General features: G+C 71.3%; 24 protein-coding genes, 2 tRNA genes, 1 other RNA gene and 1 pseudogene. 20 read left to right on the plus strand and 8 right to left on the minus strand.

Annotation, left to right across the window (positions count from 1 at the left end):
* A partial coding sequence (locus ADK64_RS31880; protein WP_159046378.1) for a DNA polymerase III subunit gamma and tau occupies window positions 1-1391 on the minus strand: 1391 nt, incomplete at its 3' end.
* Between the two features lie 82 nt (window positions 1392-1473).
* Window positions 1474-1570, minus strand: an RNA gene (ffs, locus tag ADK64_RS42275) — signal recognition particle sRNA small type.
* 119 nt (window positions 1571-1689) lie between these two features.
* On the opposite strand from ffs, the gene ADK64_RS31885 reads away from it, so the two are divergent.
* The 3 genes from ADK64_RS31885 (at window position 1690) to ADK64_RS31895 (ending at window position 3023) form a co-directional block, all read left to right on the plus strand.
* A tRNA-Ser gene (locus ADK64_RS31885) sits at window positions 1690-1777 on the plus strand.
* Between the two features lie 545 nt (window positions 1778-2322).
* Window positions 2323-2601, plus strand: a complete 279-nt coding sequence (locus tag ADK64_RS31890) for a CopG family transcriptional regulator (RefSeq protein ID WP_053664753.1) — start codon at window positions 2323-2325, stop codon at window positions 2599-2601.
* Window positions 2598-3023, plus strand: a complete 426-nt coding sequence (locus tag ADK64_RS31895; protein WP_053664755.1) for a PIN domain-containing protein — start codon at window positions 2598-2600, stop codon at window positions 3021-3023. Before ADK64_RS31890 ends, ADK64_RS31895 begins: the two co-directional genes overlap by 4 nt.
* Window positions 3024-3340: 317 nt before the next feature.
* Here the strand turns inward: ADK64_RS31895 and ADK64_RS31900 are convergent, their stop codons facing one another.
* The 3 genes from ADK64_RS31900 to ADK64_RS31910 form a co-directional block, all read right to left on the minus strand.
* The gene (locus tag ADK64_RS31900) at window positions 3341-5101 is read right to left on the minus strand and encodes a copper resistance protein CopC (protein WP_420713069.1); all 1761 of its coding nucleotides are present in this window, start codon (window positions 5099-5101) and stop codon (window positions 3341-3343) included.
* Window positions 5102-5244: 143 nt separating this feature from the next.
* Entirely contained in the window at window positions 5245-6015 is a 771-nt protein-coding gene (locus ADK64_RS31905) for an SDR family NAD(P)-dependent oxidoreductase (RefSeq protein WP_199829761.1), read from the minus strand.
* Window positions 6003-6509 carry a cupin domain-containing protein gene (locus ADK64_RS31910; protein WP_053664759.1) on the minus strand — a complete coding sequence of 169 codons (507 nt, stop codon included), beginning with the start codon at window positions 6507-6509 and terminating at the stop codon, window positions 6003-6005. Before ADK64_RS31910 ends, ADK64_RS31905 begins: the two co-directional genes overlap by 13 nt.
* 171 nt (window positions 6510-6680) lie before the next feature.
* Here ADK64_RS31910 and ADK64_RS31915 point away from each other — a divergent pair, with 171 nt between their 5' ends.
* From ADK64_RS31915 to ADK64_RS48525, 4 genes are all read left to right on the plus strand, one after another.
* The gene (locus ADK64_RS31915; protein WP_053664760.1) at window positions 6681-7274 is read left to right on the plus strand and encodes an HhH-GPD-type base excision DNA repair protein; all 594 of its coding nucleotides are present in this window, start codon (window positions 6681-6683) and stop codon (window positions 7272-7274) included.
* Between the two features lie 86 nt (window positions 7275-7360).
* Entirely contained in the window at window positions 7361-8035 is a 675-nt protein-coding gene (locus ADK64_RS31920) for an HdeD family acid-resistance protein (RefSeq protein ID WP_053664762.1), read from the plus strand.
* A 101-nt stretch (window positions 8036-8136) separates the two neighbouring features.
* Window positions 8137-8475 (plus strand): hypothetical protein, encoded by a 339-nt coding sequence (locus tag ADK64_RS46775; protein ID WP_199829762.1) that lies wholly within the window; start codon window positions 8137-8139, stop codon window positions 8473-8475.
* 52 nt (window positions 8476-8527) lie between these two features.
* Entirely contained in the window at window positions 8528-8653 is a 126-nt protein-coding gene (locus ADK64_RS48525) for a hypothetical protein (RefSeq protein ID WP_267888582.1), read from the plus strand.
* Between the two features lie 24 nt (window positions 8654-8677).
* Here the strand turns inward: ADK64_RS48525 and ADK64_RS49220 are convergent.
* Window positions 8678-10048, minus strand: a pseudogene (locus tag ADK64_RS49220) (helicase HerA-like domain-containing protein).
* Window positions 10049-10172: 124 nt separating this feature from the next.
* Here ADK64_RS49220 and ADK64_RS31935 point away from each other — a divergent pair.
* Both ADK64_RS31935 and ADK64_RS31940 read left to right on the plus strand, forming a co-directional pair.
* On the plus strand, window positions 10173-10469 hold the full coding sequence (locus tag ADK64_RS31935; protein ID WP_004943146.1) for a type II toxin-antitoxin system VapB family antitoxin: 297 nt from the start codon (window positions 10173-10175) through the stop codon (window positions 10467-10469).
* A gap of 98 nt (window positions 10470-10567) precedes the next feature.
* Window positions 10568-11203 (plus strand): LytR C-terminal domain-containing protein, encoded by a 636-nt coding sequence (locus ADK64_RS31940; protein WP_234384780.1) that lies wholly within the window; start codon window positions 10568-10570, stop codon window positions 11201-11203.
* A gap of 123 nt (window positions 11204-11326) precedes the next feature.
* On the opposite strand, the gene upp is transcribed toward ADK64_RS31940, so the two are convergent.
* Window positions 11327-11962, minus strand: a complete 636-nt coding sequence (gene upp, locus ADK64_RS31945; RefSeq protein WP_053664843.1) for a uracil phosphoribosyltransferase — start codon at window positions 11960-11962, stop codon at window positions 11327-11329.
* A 94-nt stretch (window positions 11963-12056) separates the two neighbouring features.
* Here upp and ADK64_RS31950 point away from each other — a divergent pair, with 94 nt between their 5' ends.
* The 9 genes from ADK64_RS31950 to ADK64_RS43775 all read left to right on the plus strand — a co-directional run bounded on the left by ADK64_RS31950 (window position 12057) and on the right by ADK64_RS43775 (window position 17740).
* Window positions 12057-12335, plus strand: coding sequence for a hypothetical protein (locus ADK64_RS31950; RefSeq protein ID WP_199829767.1), 279 nt, complete (start codon window positions 12057-12059; stop codon window positions 12333-12335).
* A 291-nt stretch (window positions 12336-12626) separates the two neighbouring features.
* Window positions 12627-13157, plus strand: coding sequence for a hypothetical protein (locus ADK64_RS31955; protein ID WP_053664766.1), 531 nt, complete (start codon window positions 12627-12629; stop codon window positions 13155-13157).
* 77 nt (window positions 13158-13234) lie between these two features.
* Window positions 13235-13666: a tRNA adenosine(34) deaminase TadA gene (tadA, locus tag ADK64_RS31960; protein ID WP_234384783.1), complete on the plus strand. Its 432-nt coding sequence runs from the start codon at window positions 13235-13237 to the stop codon at window positions 13664-13666.
* Window positions 13667-13711: 45 nt separating this feature from the next.
* Window positions 13712-13796, plus strand: a tRNA-Ser gene (locus tag ADK64_RS31965).
* 314 nt (window positions 13797-14110) lie between these two features.
* The gene (locus ADK64_RS31970) at window positions 14111-14290 is read left to right on the plus strand and encodes a hypothetical protein (protein WP_031164587.1); all 180 of its coding nucleotides are present in this window, start codon (window positions 14111-14113) and stop codon (window positions 14288-14290) included.
* 10 nt (window positions 14291-14300) lie between these two features.
* On the plus strand, window positions 14301-14594 hold the full coding sequence (locus ADK64_RS31975) for a Dabb family protein (protein ID WP_053664770.1): 294 nt from the start codon (window positions 14301-14303) through the stop codon (window positions 14592-14594).
* A gap of 137 nt (window positions 14595-14731) precedes the next feature.
* A complete protein-coding gene (locus tag ADK64_RS31980; protein WP_234384784.1) occupies window positions 14732-15580 on the plus strand; it encodes an RNA polymerase sigma factor SigF in 849 nt (282 codons plus the stop codon).
* Window positions 15581-15977: 397 nt separating this feature from the next.
* Window positions 15978-16916: an RNA polymerase sigma factor SigF gene (locus tag ADK64_RS31985; RefSeq protein ID WP_053664774.1), complete on the plus strand. Its 939-nt coding sequence runs from the start codon at window positions 15978-15980 to the stop codon at window positions 16914-16916.
* Window positions 16917-17185: 269 nt separating this feature from the next.
* Entirely contained in the window at window positions 17186-17740 is a 555-nt protein-coding gene (locus tag ADK64_RS43775; RefSeq protein WP_324614466.1) for a hypothetical protein, read from the plus strand.
* Between the two features lie 15 nt (window positions 17741-17755).
* Here the strand turns inward: ADK64_RS43775 and ADK64_RS31995 are convergent, their stop codons facing one another.
* On the minus strand, window positions 17756-17956 hold the full coding sequence (locus ADK64_RS31995; protein WP_053664778.1) for a hypothetical protein: 201 nt from the start codon (window positions 17954-17956) through the stop codon (window positions 17756-17758).
* Between the two features lie 205 nt (window positions 17957-18161).
* On the opposite strand from ADK64_RS31995, the gene ADK64_RS32000 reads away from it, so the two are divergent.
* Window positions 18162-18656: a MarR family winged helix-turn-helix transcriptional regulator gene (locus ADK64_RS32000; RefSeq protein WP_053664780.1), complete on the plus strand. Its 495-nt coding sequence runs from the start codon at window positions 18162-18164 to the stop codon at window positions 18654-18656.
* A 13-nt stretch (window positions 18657-18669) separates the two neighbouring features.
* Window positions 18670-21231 (plus strand): MFS transporter, encoded by a 2562-nt coding sequence (locus ADK64_RS32005; RefSeq protein WP_107093147.1) that lies wholly within the window; start codon window positions 18670-18672, stop codon window positions 21229-21231.
* Window positions 21232-21274 lie beyond the last annotated feature (43 nt).

The following is a 21274-nucleotide window of genomic DNA, read 5'->3' on the forward strand; positions in this document are numbered from 1 at the left end:
GCTGCGGCGGGGGCAGGGGTGGGGGTGGGCTCCGGAACCGGGGCGGGCTGCGGCGCGGGCGGGGCCCCGCCCGCGTCGGCCGGAGCAGGAGCGCCGCCCGCGCGGACGGCCGCCCGAGCCGCCGCGGGGCCGCCACCGGGAGGTACCGGCGCACCGCCGCCGAGGCCGTGGCCGTGGGCCTCGGGACCGGGGACGTAGCCCATGGCGGGCGCTCCGCCTCCGCCCGAGAAGTTGACTCCGCGCTCAAGGCGGTCGAGGCGGGCCATCACCGAACGCTCGTCGCCGTAGGCGGCCGGGAGCATCACGCGCGCGCAGATCAGTTCCAGCTGGAGGCGGGGCGAGGTGGCGCCGCGCATCTCGGTCAGGCCCTCGTTGACCAGGTCGGCGGCGCGGCTCAGCTCGGCGGCGCCGAACGTGGCGGCCTGGGCCTGCATCCGCTCCAGGACGTCGGCGGGGGCGTCGATGAGCCCCTTGTCCACCGCGTCCGGAACGGCGGCGAGGATCACCAGGTCGCGCAGCCGCTCCAGCAGGTCGGCGACGAAGCGGCGCGGGTCGTTGCCGCCCTCGATGACACGGTCCACGACCTCGAAGGCGGCGGCCCCGTCACCGGTGGCGAAGGCCTCGACCACGGAGTCGAGAAGGGACCCGTCGGTGTAGCCGAGGAGGGAGGTGGCCATGGCGTACGTCACACCCTCGGCCCCGGCGCCGGCGAGGAGCTGGTCCATGACGGACATGGAGTCACGCACGGAGCCCGCACCGGCGCGCACGACGAGCGGCAGCACTCCCTCTTCCACCGGGATGTCCTCCCGGCCGCACACCTCGGCGAGGTAGTCCCGCAGGGTGCCCGGCGGCACGAGCCGGAAGGGGTAGTGGTGGGTCCGTGACCGGATCGTCCCGATGACCTTCTCGGGCTCGGTCGTGGCGAAGATGAACTTCAGATGCTCCGGCGGCTCCTCGACGACCTTCAGCAGCGCGTTGAAGCCGGCCGACGTGACCATGTGGGCCTCGTCGATGATGTAGATCTTGTACCGGCTGCTCGCGGGGCCGAAGAACGCCTTCTCGCGCAGCTCACGGGCGTCGTCCACGCCACCGTGCGACGCCGCGTCGATCTCGATGACGTCGATCGAACCCGGCCCGTTCCTGGCCAGGTCCTGGCACGACTGGCACTCGCCGCAGGGCGTCGGGGTGGGACCTTGCTCACAGTTCAGACAACGGGCGAGGATGCGCGCGCTGGTCGTCTTCCCGCATCCACGCGGCCCGCTGAACAGGTACGCGTGATTGACCCGGTTGTTCCGCAGCGCCTGCTGCAGCGGGTCGGTGACATGCTCCTGCCCGATGACCTCGGCAAAGGTCTCCGGGCGATAGCGGCGGTACAGCGCGAGAGACGACACGCATACGAGGTTATAGGCGCCCACTGACAACCAGCCCCGCGAATGCTCGCGGCCCTCTGGCGGCCCGGCCCGCACCCGGAAACACAAGGGCCCCCCACGCACCCGCCAGAGCCGACCTACCCTTGCTGCCTTCCGGCCCTGGGGGAGTTCAGTCAGATAGCGCCGCGTGAGGGGCTGCGCCCACAGTACCCGATCGCGGCCCGCGGTCAGTACCCGATCACCGCCCGCCGCCGCCCCCGATCCGGGCCTGCGGGAACGAGTTCACGAGCACCCCCATCGGTCATGTAATGTTTGCGGCGGAGGATTCGCCTAGAGGCCTAGGGCGCACGCTTGGAAAGCGTGTTGGGGGCAACCCCTCACGAGTTCGAATCTCGTATCCTCCGCCAGTGCCTCACCGGGCACGATGTCGAAGGGCCCCCTGGAAACAGGGGGCCCTTCGACGTTGTCCTCGGCTGCGCTGAGCCAAATGCGGCGCATCGCTGCGGGCATGTCGTCCCACGCACCGCCACAATGCATCCCGCAGAGCAATGTCAGCGGCATCTCGCGCCGCCGCTTCCTTCGCCTCCGAGAGCGTGAGGTGCTCACCCACCGAACATCTCTCCCCGGGCGCATGTGGACGGACCAGCTGTCCGCTGAGCAACTGCGAGACCTTGAGCTCGATCGACCTGAAGACGTCTGCCGAAGGCACCAAGGACACGGACTCTCCTCCTGACAGTTCCGCCAACGGCTGGAGGCTCACCGCCGCGAAGGGCAACTATCCGCACCCACCGCTGCATGCGCTGGTGGGAGTGAACGGCACGAGGTGACCGAGTGAAGCGGTACGCCAGCAGTCATGCGTGGGGAAGGCTCGTGGATTGACCATTGGCCTCCTGCGCCTGACCGATTCAGCACCACTGGTAAGGGCGTTTACACCAAGAGTATGGTCCCTTGTATGGCAACGAGGAAAGTAACGGTGACGATCCCCGAAGACCTCCTGGACGAGATCCGCGCCGAGGCGGCTGAACGGGGACTTTCGGCGTATGTCGCCGAAGCACTGCGATTCAAGCGCGACCGGGACCGTCTGCTGGAACTGGTCGACTGGCTGCAGGAGGAGCACGGCCCGGTCACCGAGGACGAGCGCGCGGCAGCATTCGCGGAACTGGAAGATCTCGACGCCGAGCACGAGCGCCGCAGCACCGCCGGAGGACACAACGCCGGAGAGGCCGCGTGAAGAAGCGTGCCGGTGATTACGGGCAGCGGCCACCGCGCGTCTTCGTACTCGACTGTGAGGCTCTGTCTCTCGCTGTGCGCGGCGACCGGAAGATGATCGCCTGGCTCGACCTCGCGGCCCGGGACGAAGCCGAGGTAGTCACGTCCCCCATGACGCTGGTCGAGGCGTACGACGGCAGAACCACCGAGCAGCGCTGGGACTGGGTGCTGTCGCGACTCAAAGTCGCCGACATCGGGAAGGACGAGGCCCGCCAGGCCCGTCGGCTCCTGTCCGACGCCAAGCTCCACGGCCACAAGTACGCGATCGACGCGGTGCTCGCCGTCATCGCCCGACAGCAGAAAGGGCAGGTCACCGTCTTCACCTCGGACGTGGACGACCTGGAGAAGCTGGTCCCGAACTCGATCGTCGTCAGGAAGGTCTGACCCGACCCGCGCTGGTCTCAGTTCTGGTCTCATTCACCCCCGTCCAGCGTCGTCCGAAACCTCCGCCATCACCCGCTCCACCGCAGGTCAGAACGCTCCCGTCCCACCCCGAACCCCCAGACGAACATTTGGAAAGCGTGTTGGGGGCAACCCCTCACGAGTTCGAATCTCGTATCCTCCGCCAGTGCCTCACCGGACACGTCGAAGGGCCCCACCGCTTGCGGTGGGGCCCTTCGACGTGTCCGGACCGCCGTTGCCCCGGGATTCGCGCGGGACGTGACGGTCGCCTCACTCGACCCCTCCCCGCCGCCGACGCGCTACCGCATCACCCGCAGCGGCGCCGACACCGTCACCTGGTCCAGTTCCGACACCCGTACCGTCACCTTCATCGTCCAGGTCCCCGGGATGGGGAGGTCGAAGGTGTCGGCGCCCCAGTAGCCGCCGCGGTCGGTGACCCTGGTGTCCAGGGGGCCGATCCGCTGGGCGGGGAGGGTGAGGGTGATGTGGAGTTCGGGGACCGTGGACAGGCCGCCGTCAGGGCCGTAGACCACCGCCTGGACGGAGGACGTGCCCACCCGGCCCGGGTCCAGGGTGATCTGGACCTTGCCGTGGCCGCCGGGGGTGCCGACGTCGAAGGGGATCGTCGTGACGGACGCCGTCGCGATGCCGGCCACCGGGTCGCCGGACCGCGCCGCCTCGGTGGCCGTGCGGCCGGGCACGGTGCTCGTCAGAAGGGTCGTCAGGGCCAGGACCACCGCCGCCACGGCCGCCTCCGCCAGCACCGAGCGGCGCAGGAGGTGCAAGGGGAGGGGCGGGGGCGCGGGGGGCGGTTCCTCGGGGAGCGGGGGGCCCGTTGCCGGTTCGGGGACCCGGGTGGGGGCCGGTGTGCCCGTACGTGCCCGGACCCGGGTCAGACGGGTCGTCCAGGCGCGGGAACAGGCCGCTGCCAGCAGGAGTGCGGCGACCGCGGCCAGTTTGGCCAGCAGGGTGCGGCCGTACGCCGTGTCCGTGAGCGCCTGCCAGGAACCGAGCCCGCGCCAGGACTGGTAGACGCCGGTCACGGCCAGGACCGTCACGGAGGCGAGGGCCAGGCGGGAGAAACGGGCCGGTACCGAGAGCGGGAGCGCCGGGGTGCGGGACAGCGTCCGCAGGAGCGCGGCCAGGCCGCCCAGCCAGGTGCCCATGGCCAGCAGGTGCAGCGTGGCCGAGGTGATCGCCAGGGGGACCTGGATGCCCGCCGAGGCGTGCTCGGCCGCCGCCCAGGTCAGGGCGAGGGGGACCGAGACGGCCGCGGCCACCGCCAGGGTGGCGCGGCGGGGGAGCCTTCTGCGGCGGGCCCGCAGCACCGTCACGACCACCGCGGCCAGCAGCAGCAACGCCAGGCGGGCCAGCAGGAGTTCGCCGGGGCGGGTCGTCGCCGTGCGGGCGAGGGAGCCGGCGGAGAGGGCCCGCGCGGGGGACGTGCCCTCCTCGTACGGCGCCCGCAGGACGAACAGGGCGACCGTCGACGCGACGAGGGTCCAGGCGGCCGTCAGGACCGGGGTGCGCAGGGGGGCCGCCTTCGGCGGGCGGCAGTACGCCACGAACGCCGCCGTGCCCAGCAGGAGGGCCACGGAGAGATAGGCGAGGTAGCGCGCGATGTTGTACAGGCCCGCGGTGGCCGGGTTCTCCGCGTCGTCGGGGGCCGGGCTCGCCGTCGTCGCCGTCCGTTCGCCGACGGAGAAGGTCAGCGCGCCGGACACCGGGTGACTGTCCGCCGACACCACCCGCCAGGTGACCGTGTACGTGCCCGTGGCGAGCTTGGCGGGCAGGGAGAGGCGGGCGGTGTCCGAGCGGCCGGGGGCGTGGCCGGCGGGGCCGGTGCGCAGGCGGTGGTTGGTGGGGTCGTAGACGCGGAAGGAGTCGGTGAGCAGACCGACCGACTCGGAGAACGTCAGGGTCACCTGCCGGGGGGCCGTCCTGAGGACGGTCCCGTCGGCGGGGTCGGTCGCGCGCAGGGCCGCGTGGGCCGACGCGGGCGCCGCCGTGCCGAGCAGGAGCAGGAACAGGCCCGCGCAGAGCAGGGTCAGCCGTCGCAGCTGCCACGGCTGCCGTAGCGGCCGTAGCTGTCGCGGCCTTCGTAGCCGTCGTAGCCATGGGTGTCGGTCGCGCAGCGGCACCTCGTCCCCTCCCTGTGCCTCGTCGGGCCTCGATACAGGTACGGAGAGATCGGCCGCGTTGCTCACCAGGTCGGGCGGGCCGAGATGCCTCCGTCGACGACGAGGTCGTGTCCGGTGATCCAGGTCGCGAGCGCCGAGGCCAGGAACACGCACGCGTCGGCCACGTCCTCGGGGCGGCCCAGGCGGCCGGTGGGGGCGGCGGCGAGCCAGCGGTGCACGCCGTCCGGCCAGGCCTGCGCCAGACCCTCACGGTCGATGAGGCCGGGCGAGACCGTGTTGACGCGGATCCCCTCGGGGCCGTACTCCAGGGCTGCCGCGCGGGCGTGCATGACCACCGCCGCCTTGGCCGCGCTGTAGTGCGCGTGACCGGGGGCGGGTTGGGCGGCCTCGATGGAGGCGATGTGGGTGACGGTGCCGCCGCCGTGCGCCCGCATGTGCGCGGCCGCGGCCTGGGTGCAGGCGAAGACGCTGGTGAGGTTGGTGTCGACGACCGCGCGCCACTCGGCCGCCGTCATGCCGGGCAGCGGCTTGACCGGTTGGACGGCTGCGTTGTTGACGAGCGCGGTGAGCCTGCCGCCGGACCAGTCGGTCACGTCCCGGACCAGACGGTGACAGGCGTCCTCGTCCGTCAGGTCCGCCTGGAGTACGACGGCCTCGCCGCCCGCCTCCCGGATCCCGGCCGCCACTTCACCGGCCGCGTCCACCGCAGTGCGGCAGTGGAGGGCCACCGCCGCGCCCTGCTGCGCGAAGCGCAGGGCGAGGGCGCGGCCGATGCCGCCGCCCGCGCCGGTCACCAGGGCGGTCTGTCCGTCGAGCAGGTTCACGGGCGGCACAGCTCGGTGATCAGGGCGGCCTCGGAGGGGTAACGCGCCGTCAGGTCGGCCGCGTCGCCGTGCTCGTAGTCCGCCGCGGTGAATCCGGGGGCCATCGTGGTCCCGAAGAGCGACCAGGCGCCGCCCGGGGCCACCCGTGCACCCATCCAGGTGCGGGCCGGCACGGTGAACTGGACGTGCTGGCCGGACAGCGGGGCGGGACCGAGGACGACGGTGCGGACGGTGCCGTCAGGTGCGAGGAGCAGAAGGTGCAACGGGGCGCCGAGGTAGAAGTGCCAGATCTCGTCGGTGGGCAGGCGGTGCAGGGCGGCGTAGTCGGCGGCGGTGAGCAGGGCGACGATGGCGGTGCCCACGGGGTGGCCGTCCGGGCGGTCGGGGCCCGTCCAGGTGTTCCGGAACAGGCCGCCTTCGCGGGGCATCGGTTCGAACCCGTAGTGGGCGATCAGCTTTTCCGGTGTCGGCTCTTGCGGTGTCGGCTCTTGCGATGTCGTCACTCGCAGAAGGCTAGTGATCTCGGGAGGCGACGGCTCTTTCCGGGAGCGCGAGTTGGGCGTCCTTCCACGGGATCCGGCCATCGGGCCGCCTCCGGTGTCCGGCTACGACGAGGAGGGCGTGCGGCACCACCCTGAACTGCGCCGGGCGCACGCGAGGGCGATCATCGACGCATGGACGTCACCCTGCATCTCGCCCAGGACCCCGAGGCCGACGCGCTGCTCGGGCGCTCCCCGCTCGCCGCGCTGGTGGGCATGCTGCTCGACCAGCAGGTTCCGATGGAGTGGGCCTTCAAGGGCCCCCGCACCATCGCCGACCGGCTCGGCGCCGGGGACGCCGGAGATCTCGACGCGCACGACATCGCCGCGATGGACCCGGAGGCCTTCGCCGCGCTGCTCTCCGACAAGCCGGCCGTACACCGCTACCCGGGCTCGATGGCCAAGCGGATCCAGCAGCTGTGCCAGTACCTCGTCGAGCACTACGACGGGGACGCCGAGGCGGTCTGGCGGGGCGTCCCGACCGGTGCCGAGCTGCGGAAGCGGCTGGAGGAACTGCCCGGGTTCGGCAAGCAGAAGGCCCAGATCTTCCTCGCGCTGCTCGGCAAGCAGCTCGGGGTCACGCCCAAGGGCTGGCGGGAGGCGGCGGGCGCGTACGGCGAGCCGGAGTCCTTCCGGTCCGTCGCCGACATCACCGGGCCCGAGTCACTGGCGAAGGTGCGCGCGCACAAGCAGGAGATGAAGGCGGCGGCGAAGGCCTCCGGCAAGTAGGGCCGACGTGAGGGCGGGATCGAGGCGCTTCACCCGACCGGCCCACCCCAATGGCAGGCCCCGCCACCCCGGTCACAGCATGGTCTATGACCGAGTCACCCAGCAGCGGCCCGGACCAGGGCCGTGAGCGTGAGTACGACGACCGGAACGTCCACGCGACCCAGGCCGCGAGGGGCCGGCCCGAGGCCGAGCCGCCGTTCGAGGGGCCCTTGCACGCCCTGTCGAAGGCCGCCTGGCAGGTGGTCCTGATCACCGGGATCGCCTCGCTGATCCTCGGGATCCTGGTCCTGGTCTGGCCGGGCGCCTCCCTCCTCGCGGCCGGCGTCCTGTTCGGTCTCTACCTCGTGATCAGCGGCATCTTCCAGCTGGTCGCCGCGTTCGGCACGCACAGGGCGACCTCGCTGCGCGTACTGGCCTTCATCAGCGGCGCCCTGTCGATCGTGCTCGGCCTGTTCTGCTTCCGCGGGCCGATGCAGTCGATCCTGCTGCTCGCCCTGTGGATCGGCATCGGCTGGCTGATCCGCGGCATCACGCAGACCCTGGCCGCCGCCTCCGACCCGCAGATGCCCGCCCGGGGCTGGCAGGTCTGCCTCGGGATCCTCACCTTCATCGCCGGCATCGTGCTCATCGACTCGCCGTTCAGGTCGGTCGCCGTGCTGACCCTCGTCGGCGGCATCTGGCTGGTCGTGGTGGGGATCACGGAGATCATCACCGCGTTCAGCATCCGCAGCCGGGCCAAGCAGATCCCGAAGACCGCCTGACCAGCCGGCGCCGTCAACCCCATGCCCCTCCCCTACTCCGTGCGAGCGGAACTCCCGCCAGGTGTGTCGCACGTACCGCCCGCCCTGGGGAGACAGCAGTCGTGAGCAGCACCGCACGCAGCCCTCGCAGCCGTACCCGGCTGCGGAGCCGTACCTGGCCGCGCGTGCTCGTGCTGCTCCTCGCCCTGTGGGTGCCCGTCGCTCATGCGCAGGCCCGGACGGCGCCCGTGCTCGGCGCGGCGGCCGAGAGCTTCGAGCACGACATCACCGATGTCTTCGACACGCTCGTCCAGCCGCCCGCCCCCGCCGTCCACCGGGCCGACGTCGCCGAACGCCCCGCACCCCGCCCCCCCCCCCCGCCGGCGGTCCGCCCGTGCCCCGCCACGCCGCGGGCGCCGTACACCGCTCCCCTGCTGCGCACGGTGGTCCTGCGCTGCTGACGGACCCGCGTCCCCACGCAAGGTCAGTCGGCTCGACGCGAGGAGCACAGCCATGCCCCAGGATCCGTACGCCGTGCTGCGCGCCCTGTTGCGCGCGGAGGCCAGGCGCGCCGCGGCGCCCAGGCCCGACGAACGCCGCCCGGAACCGCAGCGGCGGCCCGAGGAACGGGACCGCTGAACCGGCCCCGGCGGAGGCGGTCCGCTACCGTCTCCGCCGGGCCGTGCCGAACAGGGAGCGGGTGATCTCACGGCCGAGCCGGGTGCCCACCGAGCGGGCCAGGGACCTGAACATCCCGCTGCTCACGACCTGTTCGACCAGCGAGGGTTCCTCCTTCGCGGGCTTCGCCCTGGGGGCAGCCTCCGCCTGCGGCCGGGCAGTCAGCTTCTCGTACGCCGACTCGCGGTCCACAGCCTGTGCATAACGGCCGTGGAGCACGGACCCGCGCACCGCCCGGTCCAGTCCGTCCGAGTCCACCGGGCCCATCAGGGACTCGGGGGCGCGCAGCCGGGTGGCGGCGACCGGGGCCGGGGCGCCGGTCTCACTGAGCACCGTCACCACGGCCTCGCCGGTGCCGAGCCCGGTGAGGAGCTCCGCCAGGTCGTACGCCGACCTCGGGAAGGTCTGCACGGTGGCCGTCAGGGCCTTGTGGTCGTCGGGGGTGAAGGCGCGCAGGGAGTGCTGGACGCGGTTGCCGAGCCGGCCGAGGACGTCGGCCGGTACGTCCTTGGGGGTCTGGGTGACGAAGAAGACGCCGACGCCCTTGGAGCGGATCAGCCGCACGGTCTGGGTGAGGGAGTCCAGAAACGCCTTGGAGGCGTCGTCGAACAGCTGATCCTGCGTGCCCTCACCACCTTCGAGGCGCAGGGCATGGCGGACTTCTTCGGCGAGCCGGAGTTCGACACGGCGGACTTCCCCCGGCCGTGGCCGTCGACAGCCCGCCGATGTTCTTCGGCTCGGCCTTGCCCTCGTCGCGGGTGAGGAAGGCGACCACCGCCCGGAGGTCCTTGAGGTCGATCAGCTCCAGGCCCTTGGTGTCGGCGTAGTGGAAGATCAGGCCGAGGGACTGCTCCTGGGTCTGGTTGAGCTGGAGCACCTTGGCCAGCAGCACCGGTCCGAAACTGGTGATCACGGCGCGTACGGGATGCCGTGGCCGAGGCCGCCGAGGGCGAAGAACTCCGCCGGGAAGCCCGCCGGGGGCCACTCCCGGCCCACGTCGGCGGCCCGGGTGCGCACCCGGTCGTTCGACGCGCCCGGCCGTGCGACCCCGGACAGGTCGCCCTTGATGTCCGCGAGGAACACCGGCACGCCCTGCGCGGAGAACTGCTCGGCGATCAGCTGAAGGGTCTTGGTCTTGCCGGTGCCCGTGGCGCCGGCGACCAGGCCGTGCCGGTTGAGCACGGACAGCGGGATGCGGACGGGGGCGTCCGGACGGCGGGCGCCGTCCCAGAGCAGGGCGCCGAGGTCGAGGGCGGGGCCGGTGAAGGCGTGTCCGGCGGCGATCCCGCGCGCCTCGCCGGGGAGCGCGGGGGCGCCCTCGAGGGTGGCGGGCGGCACGGTCCCGCTGCCACTCATCGCCGGCCCCTGTTCCCGGTAGTAGCCCATTTGCCTGTTTTGCTCCATCTTTTCAAGGCTTTCCAAGGCCCGCACTCCATCGCCATGGCTGCGCCCGGAACGTCTCGACCGGTAGGCTTTCCGTGTGATCTTCAAGCGCATCGGAAACGGCCGGCCGTACCCCGACCACGGCCGGGAAAGCACCCGGCAGTGGGCGGACGTCGCGCCGCGCCCGGTCCGCCTCGATCAGCTCGTGACCACCAAGCAGCAGCTCGACCTCGAGACCCTGCTGGCGGAGGACTCGACGTTCTACGGCGACCTCTTCGCGCACGTCGTGAAGTGGCAGGGCGACCTCTATCTGGAGGACGGCCTCCACCGCGCGGTCCGCGCCGCCCTCCAGCAGCGCCAGGTGCTGCACGCCCGCGTGCTGGAGCTGGACTGACCCGGCGCGACGCGGCCGTTGACCCTTTCGGGTTCCGCTGAGCGGCATCGACTGATCATCTAATAGGCATCGTCGCCCGGGCGCACTACGCTGCGCTCATGAGCATGCTGACTCCCCCGGGCATGGGCGGCCAATACCGGATCACGGGGGACAAATACCCTCGGATGCGTCCGCCGCGCCGACGTGGCAGGCTCGTGGCCGCCCTGGTGGCGTCGGTGTGCGCGCTCGGCCTGATCGGCTGGGGCACCCTGCAGCTCATCGACGTCTTCTCCGGCGGCGGCAAGAAGAGCGTGGCCGCCCGGTCCCGGGCCGACTGCCACGCCAAGGCCGCTACGGCCGTTCGGCTGACGGACGTGCCGAAGCCGGGCCAGATCACCGTGAACGTCTACAACGCCACCGAGCGCACCGGGCTCGCCAAGACCACCGCCGACGAGCTGAAGAAACGGGGCTTCCGGATCGGCAACGTGGGCAACGCGCCAGGGCAGTTCGACAAGAAGGTCAAGGGCACCGGCATACTCCTCGGCCCCGCAGCCGCACTGCACAGCTCGCTGCCGGTGCTCGGCACGCAGCTGGCGGACGCCCAACAGCAGGGCGAGGCCGGCCGCAAGGGGGCCGACCTCGATCTCATCCTCGGCGACGCGTTCAAGGGGCTGGCCAAGCAGGGGGACGCGAGCCAGGCGCTGGCACAGCTGAGCGCACCGCAGCCGACGGCATCCCCGAAGAAGGGCTGCTGAGAAGCGCCGAAAGGGGCGCGGGGCCGTATCGACATGCGGCTTCGCCGCGCGAGCGCGACCAGCCGCACCGGACCACCCGCACCCGCGAACGGCGCTGGAGCCGCACCCCGGCAGGCGCGGAAACTACTCGGCCGCGCCGTAAAGGCGATCCCCCGCGTCCCCGAGCCCCGGCACGATGTACCCCTGCTCGTTGAGGTGGTCGTCCACCGCTGCCGTCACGACCGTCACCGGCGTGCCCGCCAGCTCGCGCTCCATCAGCTCGACGCCCTCGGGCGCGGCGAGGAGGACCACGGCGGTCACGTCGTCGGCACCGCGCTTGATCAGCTCCTGGATGGCCGCGACCAGCGTCCCGCCCGTGGCCAGCATCGGGTCCAGGACGTACACCTGACGGCCCGAGAGGTCCTCCGGCATGCGCGAGGCGTACGTGGAGGCCTGGAGGGTCTCCTCGTTGCGGATCATGCCCAGGAAGCCCACCTCGGCGGTCGGCAGCAGCCGGACCATGCCGTCCAGCATGCCGAGGCCGGCGCGCAGGATCGGCACGACCAGCGGGCGGGGGCGGGCGAGCTTGACGCCGGTGGTGTGGGCGACCGGGGTGTGCAGGTCGACAGCCTCGGTACGCACGTCCCGGGTGGCCTCGTAGGCCAGCAGGGTGACCAGTTCGTCGGCGAGCCGGCGGAAGGTCGCGGAGTCGGTGCGCTGGTCGCGCAGCGTGGTGAGCTTGTGGGCGACCAGGGGGTGGTCGACGACGTGGAGACGCATGCCCATAACGGTACCCGCGCCTCGCACCCCCCGGTGCTGGCGTCAAACCGCCCGTCCGGGGGAAGGTGGGAGGGACGGACTGGGGTGGTGCGACATGCCTGACCTGCCTGACATTCCCGATCTCCCGGAGGACGCGCCCGCCGGCACCGGACGCGGCGCGGACACCGGCGACACGAGCGACACGAGCGAGACGGGTGAGCGTGCGATACGCCGTTCCGACGCGCCCGAGAGCGACACCGAGCGCCGGCGGCGACGCGCCCGGTTCTTGCGCGATCTCGCCGAGGCGCGCGAGCTGCGTGCCCGGGTCCAGCCGCGGCGCGCCAAGGCGGAGCGGCTGCGCCACGCGCTGCGTATGCGGACATTCCGCTGGTAGGCCGCCTGTGGGGAGGAAGCTCCTGGAGCCGGGCCGGGTAAGAAAATTCTCGGTGAGGAAGATCCACGCCTGTGGCGGTGTTTGCGCGGTGGGCGTGCGTGAGCGCTTGGAAAAGCCGCGTACGATCCGCAAGGCGGCAGCAAGACACAGGGAGCCGAAGACGTCCCCTGGAGGCCTTGTTTCTGCCACGATTCCGAGTGGGTGGGGCTCGGAGCCCAGGCTCTTCCCGCCCACGTACCTCCGCCGGGGGGACCCCCAACCGGCACACCTATGACCAGTGGGAGAGTCACGGTGTACTTCGCCGCACTGCTCGCGCGCACCGAAGACGGGTGGGAAGCGAGCGACACGGAGCTCGACAATGTGGAGACCCTGTCCGATCTGGCCGACCTGGCCCGAGAGTCCTCTCCCGACGAGGACACGGTGCTCGTCCTGATCGAGCAGGAGGACGCCTGGTTCGGCGTCGTCCGCATCGACGGCGAGGACGACCCTCGCATCTACGTCTCGGACGCGGCCGCCGCGCAGCGCAGCGCGTACGGCGAGCTGCTGCTCACCGACGAGCTGCTCGGCCGGGAGCCCGGTGCCGACGACGGCCCCGACCTGGACGCCCTGGACCTCGACGGCACGGAGGACGGTGAGTCCGAGGACGACGACGAGGAGAGCGACAGCTCCGACGCGGTCTCGCACAGCCCGGTGGGCGACAGCGAGATCCTCGACGACCTGGGCATCGGCGAGAAGGAACTGCGCGCCCTGGACGCCGAGGACGCGCTGAGCTCGATCGCCGAGGCACTGGGCGCCTCGGAGGTCCTGGAGACCGTCCGCTGAGCGCTCCACAGGACGCACAGGACGCACAGGGCTCCACGGACCCGGTGGACCCGGTACGCGACCGCTGGCGGGCCGCGATGCGGCTCGCCCTGGACGAGGCCGGACAGGCCGTCCGGGGCGGGGACGTCCCCGTCGGCGCCGTCGTGCTGTCCCCGGACGGTACGACGGTGCTCGGCGCCGGGCACAACGAGCGCGAGGCGACCGGCGATCCCACGGCCCACGCGGAGGTCCTCGCGATCCGGCGGGCCGCGGCCCGGCTCGGGGACTGGCGGCTGACCGGCTGCACGCTCGTCGTCACGCTGGAGCCGTGCACGATGTGCGCGGGCGCCCTCGTCCAGTCCCGGGTCGACCGGGTCGTCTACGGCGCCCGGGACGAGAAGGCCGGCGCGGCGGGCTCGCTGTGGGACGTGATCCGCGACCGGCGGCTCAACCACCGACCCGAGGTCATCGAGGGCGTGCTCGCGGCGGAGTGCGCCCAACTGCTCACGGAGTTTTTCCGGGGCCGCTGAAATCCGATTTCAGACCACGCCCACCTGTGTTGTAGGGTCTCTCTCGGTAGCGTGTCCGAGCGGCCGAAGGAGCTCGCCTCGAAAGCGAGTGTGGCGCAAGTCACCGAGGGTTCAAATCCCTCCGCTACCGCTTGAAGAAGGGCCCCGTCGGATCGACGGGGCCCTTCGTGCGTCCTGAGGTCGGGACGCACGGGGGAACGGACCCTCAAGTGCGCGCCGCCACCGGGGGGATACCGCGGCCCGCACCCCGCAGTGGGGTCCGTCCCCGGCCCGCGGATACCTGCCGGACCCGCCGGGCTCACCATCCATCCTGCGCCCCGCGCCACCTGCGCGGGCCCCGCAAAAGACCCCGGGCGGCGGGCCGTTGGTCCTGGAGAGAAGCGTGAAGGTTACACTCGCGCCCGGCAGCAGGGCCCACAAGGCACACAGCACAGGGAGGCCGCGGTGGCGGTGAACGCCAAGAAGATCGCCGTGTACGTGCTCGTGGTCTTCGCGCTGTACGTGATCATCACGGACCCGGCCAAGGCGGCCGACTACGTCCAGATAGGCTTCGAGGGCATATCGGACGCGGCGAAGGCCATAGGCGACTTCATGACATGGGTCGCCAACGGAGGAAAGAGCTGAGGTACATCCCATGATCCGCCATCTGGTCCTCTTCAGGCTCAACGAGGGCGTCGAGCGCGACGATCCGCGGGTCGCGGCCGGCGTGGAGGCCTTCCGGGCGCTCGGCGGCCAGATCGAGGAGCTGCGCTTCTGGGAGTGCGCCTGGAACATCAGCGACCGGCCGATCGCCTACGACTTCGCGATCAACTCGGCGGTCGAGGACACCGACGCCCTCAAGCGCTACCTGGAGCACCCGGCTCACCAGGCGGGCGTCGCGCTGTGGCGCGAGTTCGCCACGTGGGTGATCGCCGACTACGAATTCTGAGCGACCCCTGACGAAAGCCCCCCGCCGTGACGGCGGGGGGGTTTTGGGCGTTGCGGACCCCAACTTGTTGAAGTTTGAAAACAACACCGGGTTATCAGGTGGTTGCACACGGGGCACATGTGTTGTGATAGGTGGCGTTGACCGTGTCGGCCAGTACTGCGCCGCCCCAGGAGGAGGCGGCCGCTCCTGCCCCCGCCCCTGCCCCCATGGGCCCCGAGAAGCGGCGCAGCGCCGACACCCGCGCCCTCACCCAGGTGCTCTTCGCCGAGCTGAAGCAGCTCACCCCGGGCACGCCGGAGCACGACCGGGTACGCGGGGCGCTGATCGAGGCGAACCTCCCGCTCGTGCGCTACGCGGCCGCCCGCTTCCGCTCCCGCAACGAGCCGATGGAGGACGTCGTCCAGGTCGGCACCATCGGCCTGATCAACGCCATCGACCGCTTCGACCCGGACCGGGGCGTACAGTTCCCCACCTTCGCGATGCCGACCGTGGTCGGCGAGATCAAGCGCTACTTCCGGGACAACGTCCGCACGGTGCACGTACCGCGCCGGCTGCACGAGCTGTGGGTACAGGTGAACAGCGCGACCGAGGACCTGACCACGGCCTTCGGGCGCTCGCCGTCCACCGCCGAGATCGCCGAGCGGCTCCGGATCGGCGAGGACGAGGTGCTGAGCTGCATCGAGGCGGGCCGCTCGTACCACGCCACCTCCCTGGAGGCCGCGCAGGAGGGCGACGGGCTGCCGGGCCTGCTGGACCGGATCGGCTACGAGGATCCGGCGCTGGCCGGCGTGGAACACCGCGACCTGGTCCGGCATCTGCTCGTCCAACTCCCCGAGCGCGAGCAGCGCATCCTCCTGCTGCGCTACTACAGCAATCTCACCCAGTCACAGATCAGCGCGGAACTCGGCGTCTCCCAGATGCACGTCTCGCGTCTCCTCGCCCGCAGCTTCCAGCGGCTGCGCTCCGCGAATCGGATCGACGCCTAAGACCCCCTTTACACCACCGCTCAGGGATCTCCGGTCAAGAACCGGCCCGGACCGGCACGGACCGATGCACAGCGGGCGTTCGGCCGATGCATAGCGGGCGCACGGAAGCACGCCTTGAGCGGTTCTGCATCGCATACCCGAGCGAGCGGTAACCGGCACGAGCGAATCGCTCACCTGCGTCGATGCCGACAGTTGCGATCCGAATAAGCGTCAGGCCCCTTCTTTCCAGGGCCGATTCACTTCTGGTGTGTCGACATGTCACTACAGCGCGTTGCCGACATGTGACATTCTGCGGGAAGCGCGTTTGCCGGGGCTTCGGCTCCGGTATTCAGGTGAAGGCTGCGTTGCTCGAAAGTCAGACGCCGCCGCGACCGTCCCGCGACCCAAAGGGGGTGGCATGTCCGCAGACCAGGGCAGCTCGAAGGTGCTGACGCCCACGACGAGCGAGGCAGCGCCCAAGGAGCTCGACGCTCTCGACGTCCTCGACGGCATCGAGGGCGTCACGGCCCTCGATGCCGTGCCGACCCCGCCCGCCCAGGCGGCCGCCCATGTCCCGGCCCCGCCGGCCGCCGGGGACATCGACACCCGCACTCTGTCCCGCTCGCTGTTCCTGCGGCTCGCCGCCCTCGGCGAGGACAGCCCCGAGCGGGCCTACGTCCGGGACACGCTGATCGAGCTGAACCTCCCGCTGGTCCGCTACGCGGCAGCGCGCTTCCGCTCGCGCAACGAACCGATGGAGGACATCGTCCAGGTCGGCACCATCGGCCTGATCAAGGCGATCGACCGCTTCGACTGCGAACGGGGCGTGGAGTTCCCGACGTTCGCGATGCCGACGGTGGTCGGCGAGATCAAGCGGTTCTTCCGCGACACCTCCTGGTCGGTCCGCGTCCCGCGCCGCCTGCAGGAGCTGCGCCTGGCGCTGACCAAGGCCAGCGACGAGCTGTCCCAGAAGCTGGACCGCTCCCCGACGGTGACGGAACTGGCCGCCGTGCTCGGTGTCTCCGAGGAGGACGTGGTCGACGGCCTCGCGGTCGGCAACGCCTACACGGCTTCCTCGCTCGACTCCCCGGCCCCCGAGGACGACGGCGGCGAGGGCTCCCTGGCCGACCGCCTCGGCTACGAGGACACGGCGCTGGAGGGCGTGGAATACCGCGAGTCCCTCAAGCCTCTGCTGGCCAAACTCCCGCCCCGGGAGCGCCGGATCATCATGCTGCGCTTCTTCGCCAACATGACGCAGTCGCAGATCGGCGAGGAGGTCGGCATCTCCCAGATGCACGTCTCCCGGCTGCTGACCCGGACGCTGGCGCAGTTGCGGGAAGGCCTGATCTCCGACTGAGGGTTCAATTCTGACGATCCGTCAGCGACACTGGCCCGATGCTGCGAGCGACAGGGCCGGACGGGACAGCGCGAACGACACGTGCGACACGTGCACCCTGGACGCGTGGCCGCCGAGGCGCCGTTACGGCAGCGTCGGCGGCCGTCGTCGTTCTGGGCGGAGTGCTGGCCGCGTGCGGGGGACACGGCCCGGGCGGCGGATACGTCGCCGTCGGTGCGGTGGGCGGCTCCGGACGGTCCGGTCCCGCATCCGCTGCACCCACGGGTTCGGTGACGCTCGTGCCGCTGGACGGCGCAAGCGCGCAAGGCAGTCCGCCAGGCGGCAACTCTCCTGCGGGCTCCTCCGGTTCGGTCCGGCCGAGCGGCTCGTCCGGCACCGGCGGCCCGGAGCGGATCACGCCCTCGCCGGGCACGCCCGGCCCTTCCGGCAGCGCCCGCGGGACCTCCGGTGCCACGGCATCCGCTCCGCCCGCACCGACGTCGCCCGCCCCAACTCCAGGCAGCGGCACGCCCGCCGGCCCCGCCGACCTCTCCTGGGGCGCCCCCACGACGAAGGCGGCGGATCAGCGCTGGTGCCAGAAGGTGACCGTCACCTTCCACAACTCGGGCGGTACGGCGGTGCGTTCGGGCTCGGTGACGTTCGGGACGCATGTCATCGGCGCGCTCGGCATCGACTGGGGGACGCTCTCCTCGACCGCGGACCTGCCGGTGCCGATCGCGCCGGGTGCGCGCACGAGCCCTACCTGGACGGTGTGCGTCGACGCCTGGCGCGTACCACTCGGTATGCACATCGAGACGCGGGACGTGTCCGTCCAGTGGAAGTGAACGCCGGCGCGCGTCCTACTTGAGCGCCAGCCAGGCCACGCCCGCCACCACGACGAGGGCCACGATGACGCCGATGATCAGGCCGACGCGGGGACCTGAGGAGGATGCGGCCGCCTGCGCCTGGCGCCCCTGGGGGGCCTCGTCGACGAACGCGCGGAACATCTGGGTGTTGCCGGCGGGGTCGTAATTGCCCTGGGGGCCCTGGGTGTTAGCCATGGCCCGAGACACTAGCGAATCCACGTGTCCGACCCAAGTGCGGGGCCACCGGGACAGAGGGGGGCACCTCACCCGCACTCACCTGCACATTTACGTTCGCAATACTTGCCTTTGCCAAGTTTTTGCGTCACCGAACTCCGATTTGTTTGCTTGGAGCAACCAAACACCCCTATGGTTGCCCCAAGCAACGAATACAGGAGGTGTGATGGCCGAGCAGGCGCAGTTCGAAGAGCTGGCGCGTCAGCTCAGTGCCGTCGGAGCCGTGAAAAGGGACCTGGGCCGGATCCTGCCGCCCGACTGCCCGACCGGCTCGGCCGCCGTGCTGACCCTGCTGGGCCGCCACGGCGACATGCGCATGAGCAAGCTCGCCGAGCTGCTCGCCGTGGACATGTCGGTCACCAGCCGGCATGTCGCGCACGTCGCCGCACGCGGCTGGATCGAGCGGCTGCCGGACCCCGCCGACAAGCGCTCGCGCATCCTGCGCCTGACGCCCTCGGGGCTGGAGCAGCTCGACGAGCTGTCCCGGCGGACCACGCGTCTGCTCGCCGAGCGGCTCGCCGACTGGACCGACGACGAGGTCGGCCAGCTCATCCGGCTGATGACCCGGCTGCGCGACTCGTTCGGCGACTGCCGGTCCGCCTCGATGCGGCTCCCCGCCCCCGTGTTCGAAGAGACCACCCGTACACCCGCAAACACGTAAGAAAAGGAAGCCCATGGCAACGACCACACCAGCCGGTGTGCGGGCTCACGCCAAGCACGGGGGAGGCCCCTCGGCGGGCGACGCCCCGATGACGCACCGGCAGATCATGGAGGCGCTGTCCGGCCTGCTCCTGGGCCTGTTCGCCGCCATCCTCTCCTCGACGATCGTCACCAACGCACTGCCGACGATCATCAAGAGCATCGGCGGCGGCCAGTCCGCCTACACCTGGGTCGTCACGGCGGCGCTGCTCGCCATGACGGCCTCCGTGCCGCTGTGGGGCAAGCTCGCCGACCTGGTCAGCAAGAAGGCGCTCGTCCAGATATCCCTGGTCATCTACATCGCCGGCTCGGTCATAGCCGGTCTCTCGCAGAACCCGGCGATGCTGATCAGCGCCCGCGTGGTGCAGGGCCTCGGCGCCGGCGGTCTGTCCGCCCTGGTGCAGGTCATCATGGCCGCGATGATCTCCCCGCGCGAGCGCGGCCGTTACTCCGGCTACACCGGCGCCACCTTCGCCGTCGCCACCGTCGGCGGCCCGCTGCTCGGCGGCGTCATCACCGACACCTCCTGGCTCGGCTGGCGCTACTGCCTCTTCGTCGGTATCCCCTTCGCGCTGATCGCGCTGGTCGTCCTGCAGAAGACGCTGCACCTGCCGGTCGTCAAGCGGAAGGTCAAGGTCGACTGGACCGGCGCCTTCTTCATCACCGCCGCCGCCTCGCTGCTGCTGGTGTGGGTCACCTTCGCCAACGACAAGTACGACTGGCTGTCCTGGCAGACGTACACGATGGTGGGCGGCACGATCGTGCTCGCGCTGCTCTTCGTGTTCACCGAGACCCGGGCGTCCGAGCCGATCATCCCGCTGCGCCTGTTCCGCAACCGCACCATCACGCTGGCCTCGCTGGCCTCCCTGTTCGTCGGTGTCGGCATGTACGCGGGCACCGTGTTCTTCTCGCAGTACTTCCAGCTGGCCCGCGACAAGTCGCCGACGATGTCCGGCGTCATGACCATCCCGATGATCGGCGGTCTGTTCGTCGCCTCCATGGTCTCCGGCCGCTTCATCACCAGCACCGGCCGCTGGAAGGGCTGGCTGGTCGCCGGCGGTGTCTCCCTCACGGCCGGCCTGGCCCTGCTCGGCCTGATGCGCTACGACACCCCGTACTGGGAGCTGTCGATCTACATGGCGCTGCTCGGCATCGGCGTCGGCATGATGATGCAGAACCTGGTGCTGTCCACGCAGAACCAGGTCACCCCGAAGGACCTGGGCGTCGCCTCCTCCACCGTGAGCTTCTTCCGCTCCCTGGGCGGTGCGGTCGGCGTCGGCGTGCTCGGCTCGGTGATGTCGGACCGGATCACCCACTACGCCACGAACAGCATCACCGAACTGAGCCCGAAGGCGCAGGCCGGCGCGGCCAAGGCCATGGGCGGCGGCGAGCTGCCCGACATGAACGCGCTGCCGGCTCCGGTGCGGGGCTGGCTGGAGGCCGCCTACGGCCACGGCATCGCGGACGTCTTCCTCTACGCCGCCCCCTTCGCGCTGATCGCGTTCATCACCGTGCTGTTCATCAAGGAGGTCCCGCTGCGGACGTCCGGTGCGCTGGCCCAGGCCGCGCAGGAGAAGGCCGGGGCGGTCGCGGAAGCCGCCGCTCCCGTAGAGACGACTGTGGAGAACATCGTGCAGGAACCCGCGCAGCAGAAGGTGCCCAGCTGGGCCGCGCCCGTCGTGTCGGACACCTTCACCGAGACGCCGGCCACGGCCGGCGCCACCGCCACCCAGGTGATGACGGCCGTCGCGACGATCGCCGAGCCCGGCACCGGCGGCGGCACCCCGGTGCACGGCTTCGTCCGTGGCGCCGAGAGCGCCCCGGTCCCGCAGGCCGCGATCACCCTGATCTCGCTGTCCGGCCGCCAGCTGGGCCGCGCGGTCGCCCAGGGGGACGGTTCCTACGCCGTGGACGCCCCCGGCACCGGCTCCTACGTCCTGATCGCCTCCGCCGACGGCTACCAGCCGCAGGCCTCCACCATCGTGGTGGGCGGCGAGCCGCTGTCGTACGACATCCTGCTCAGCGGCACCAGCGGGCTGACCGGTGTGGTCCGGGCCGCCGGGAGCGCGCTGCCGGTCAAGGACGCCATGGTGATCGTCACCGATGTGCGCGGTGATCTGCTGGCCACCGCCGCCACCGGCGAACAGGGCGAGTTCGCCTTCACCGACCTGGTGCCCGGCATGGTGACCATGGCGGTCAACGCGAGCGGGTTCCGGCCGCGCGCGCTGCCCGTCGAGGTCGGCGCCACCGGGGTCACCCGGATCGAGATCGACCTGGACGCCGGGGCCCAGCTCCAGGGTGTCGTCCGGGCCCCGCACGGTCCGCTGGCCGACGCCCGGGTGACCCTGGTCGACCAGGCGGGCAACGTGGTCGGCACGGCCACCACCGGCACGGACGGCGCGTACGCCTTCACCGATCTGGACAGTGGTGAGTACACCGTCATCGCGACGGGCTACCCGCCGGTGGCCACCGCGCTGACCGTCGCCGGTACCGGGGTCGACGGCCACGAGATCGAACTCGCCCACCCCGGCGAGTAGTTCACCCCCGGCCCGTGGCACACGTACCGTCGTGTGTGTGCCA

This window comes from Streptomyces sp. MMG1121, from assembly GCF_001280015.1.
GTDB lineage: Bacteria > Actinomycetota > Actinomycetes > Streptomycetales > Streptomycetaceae > Streptomyces.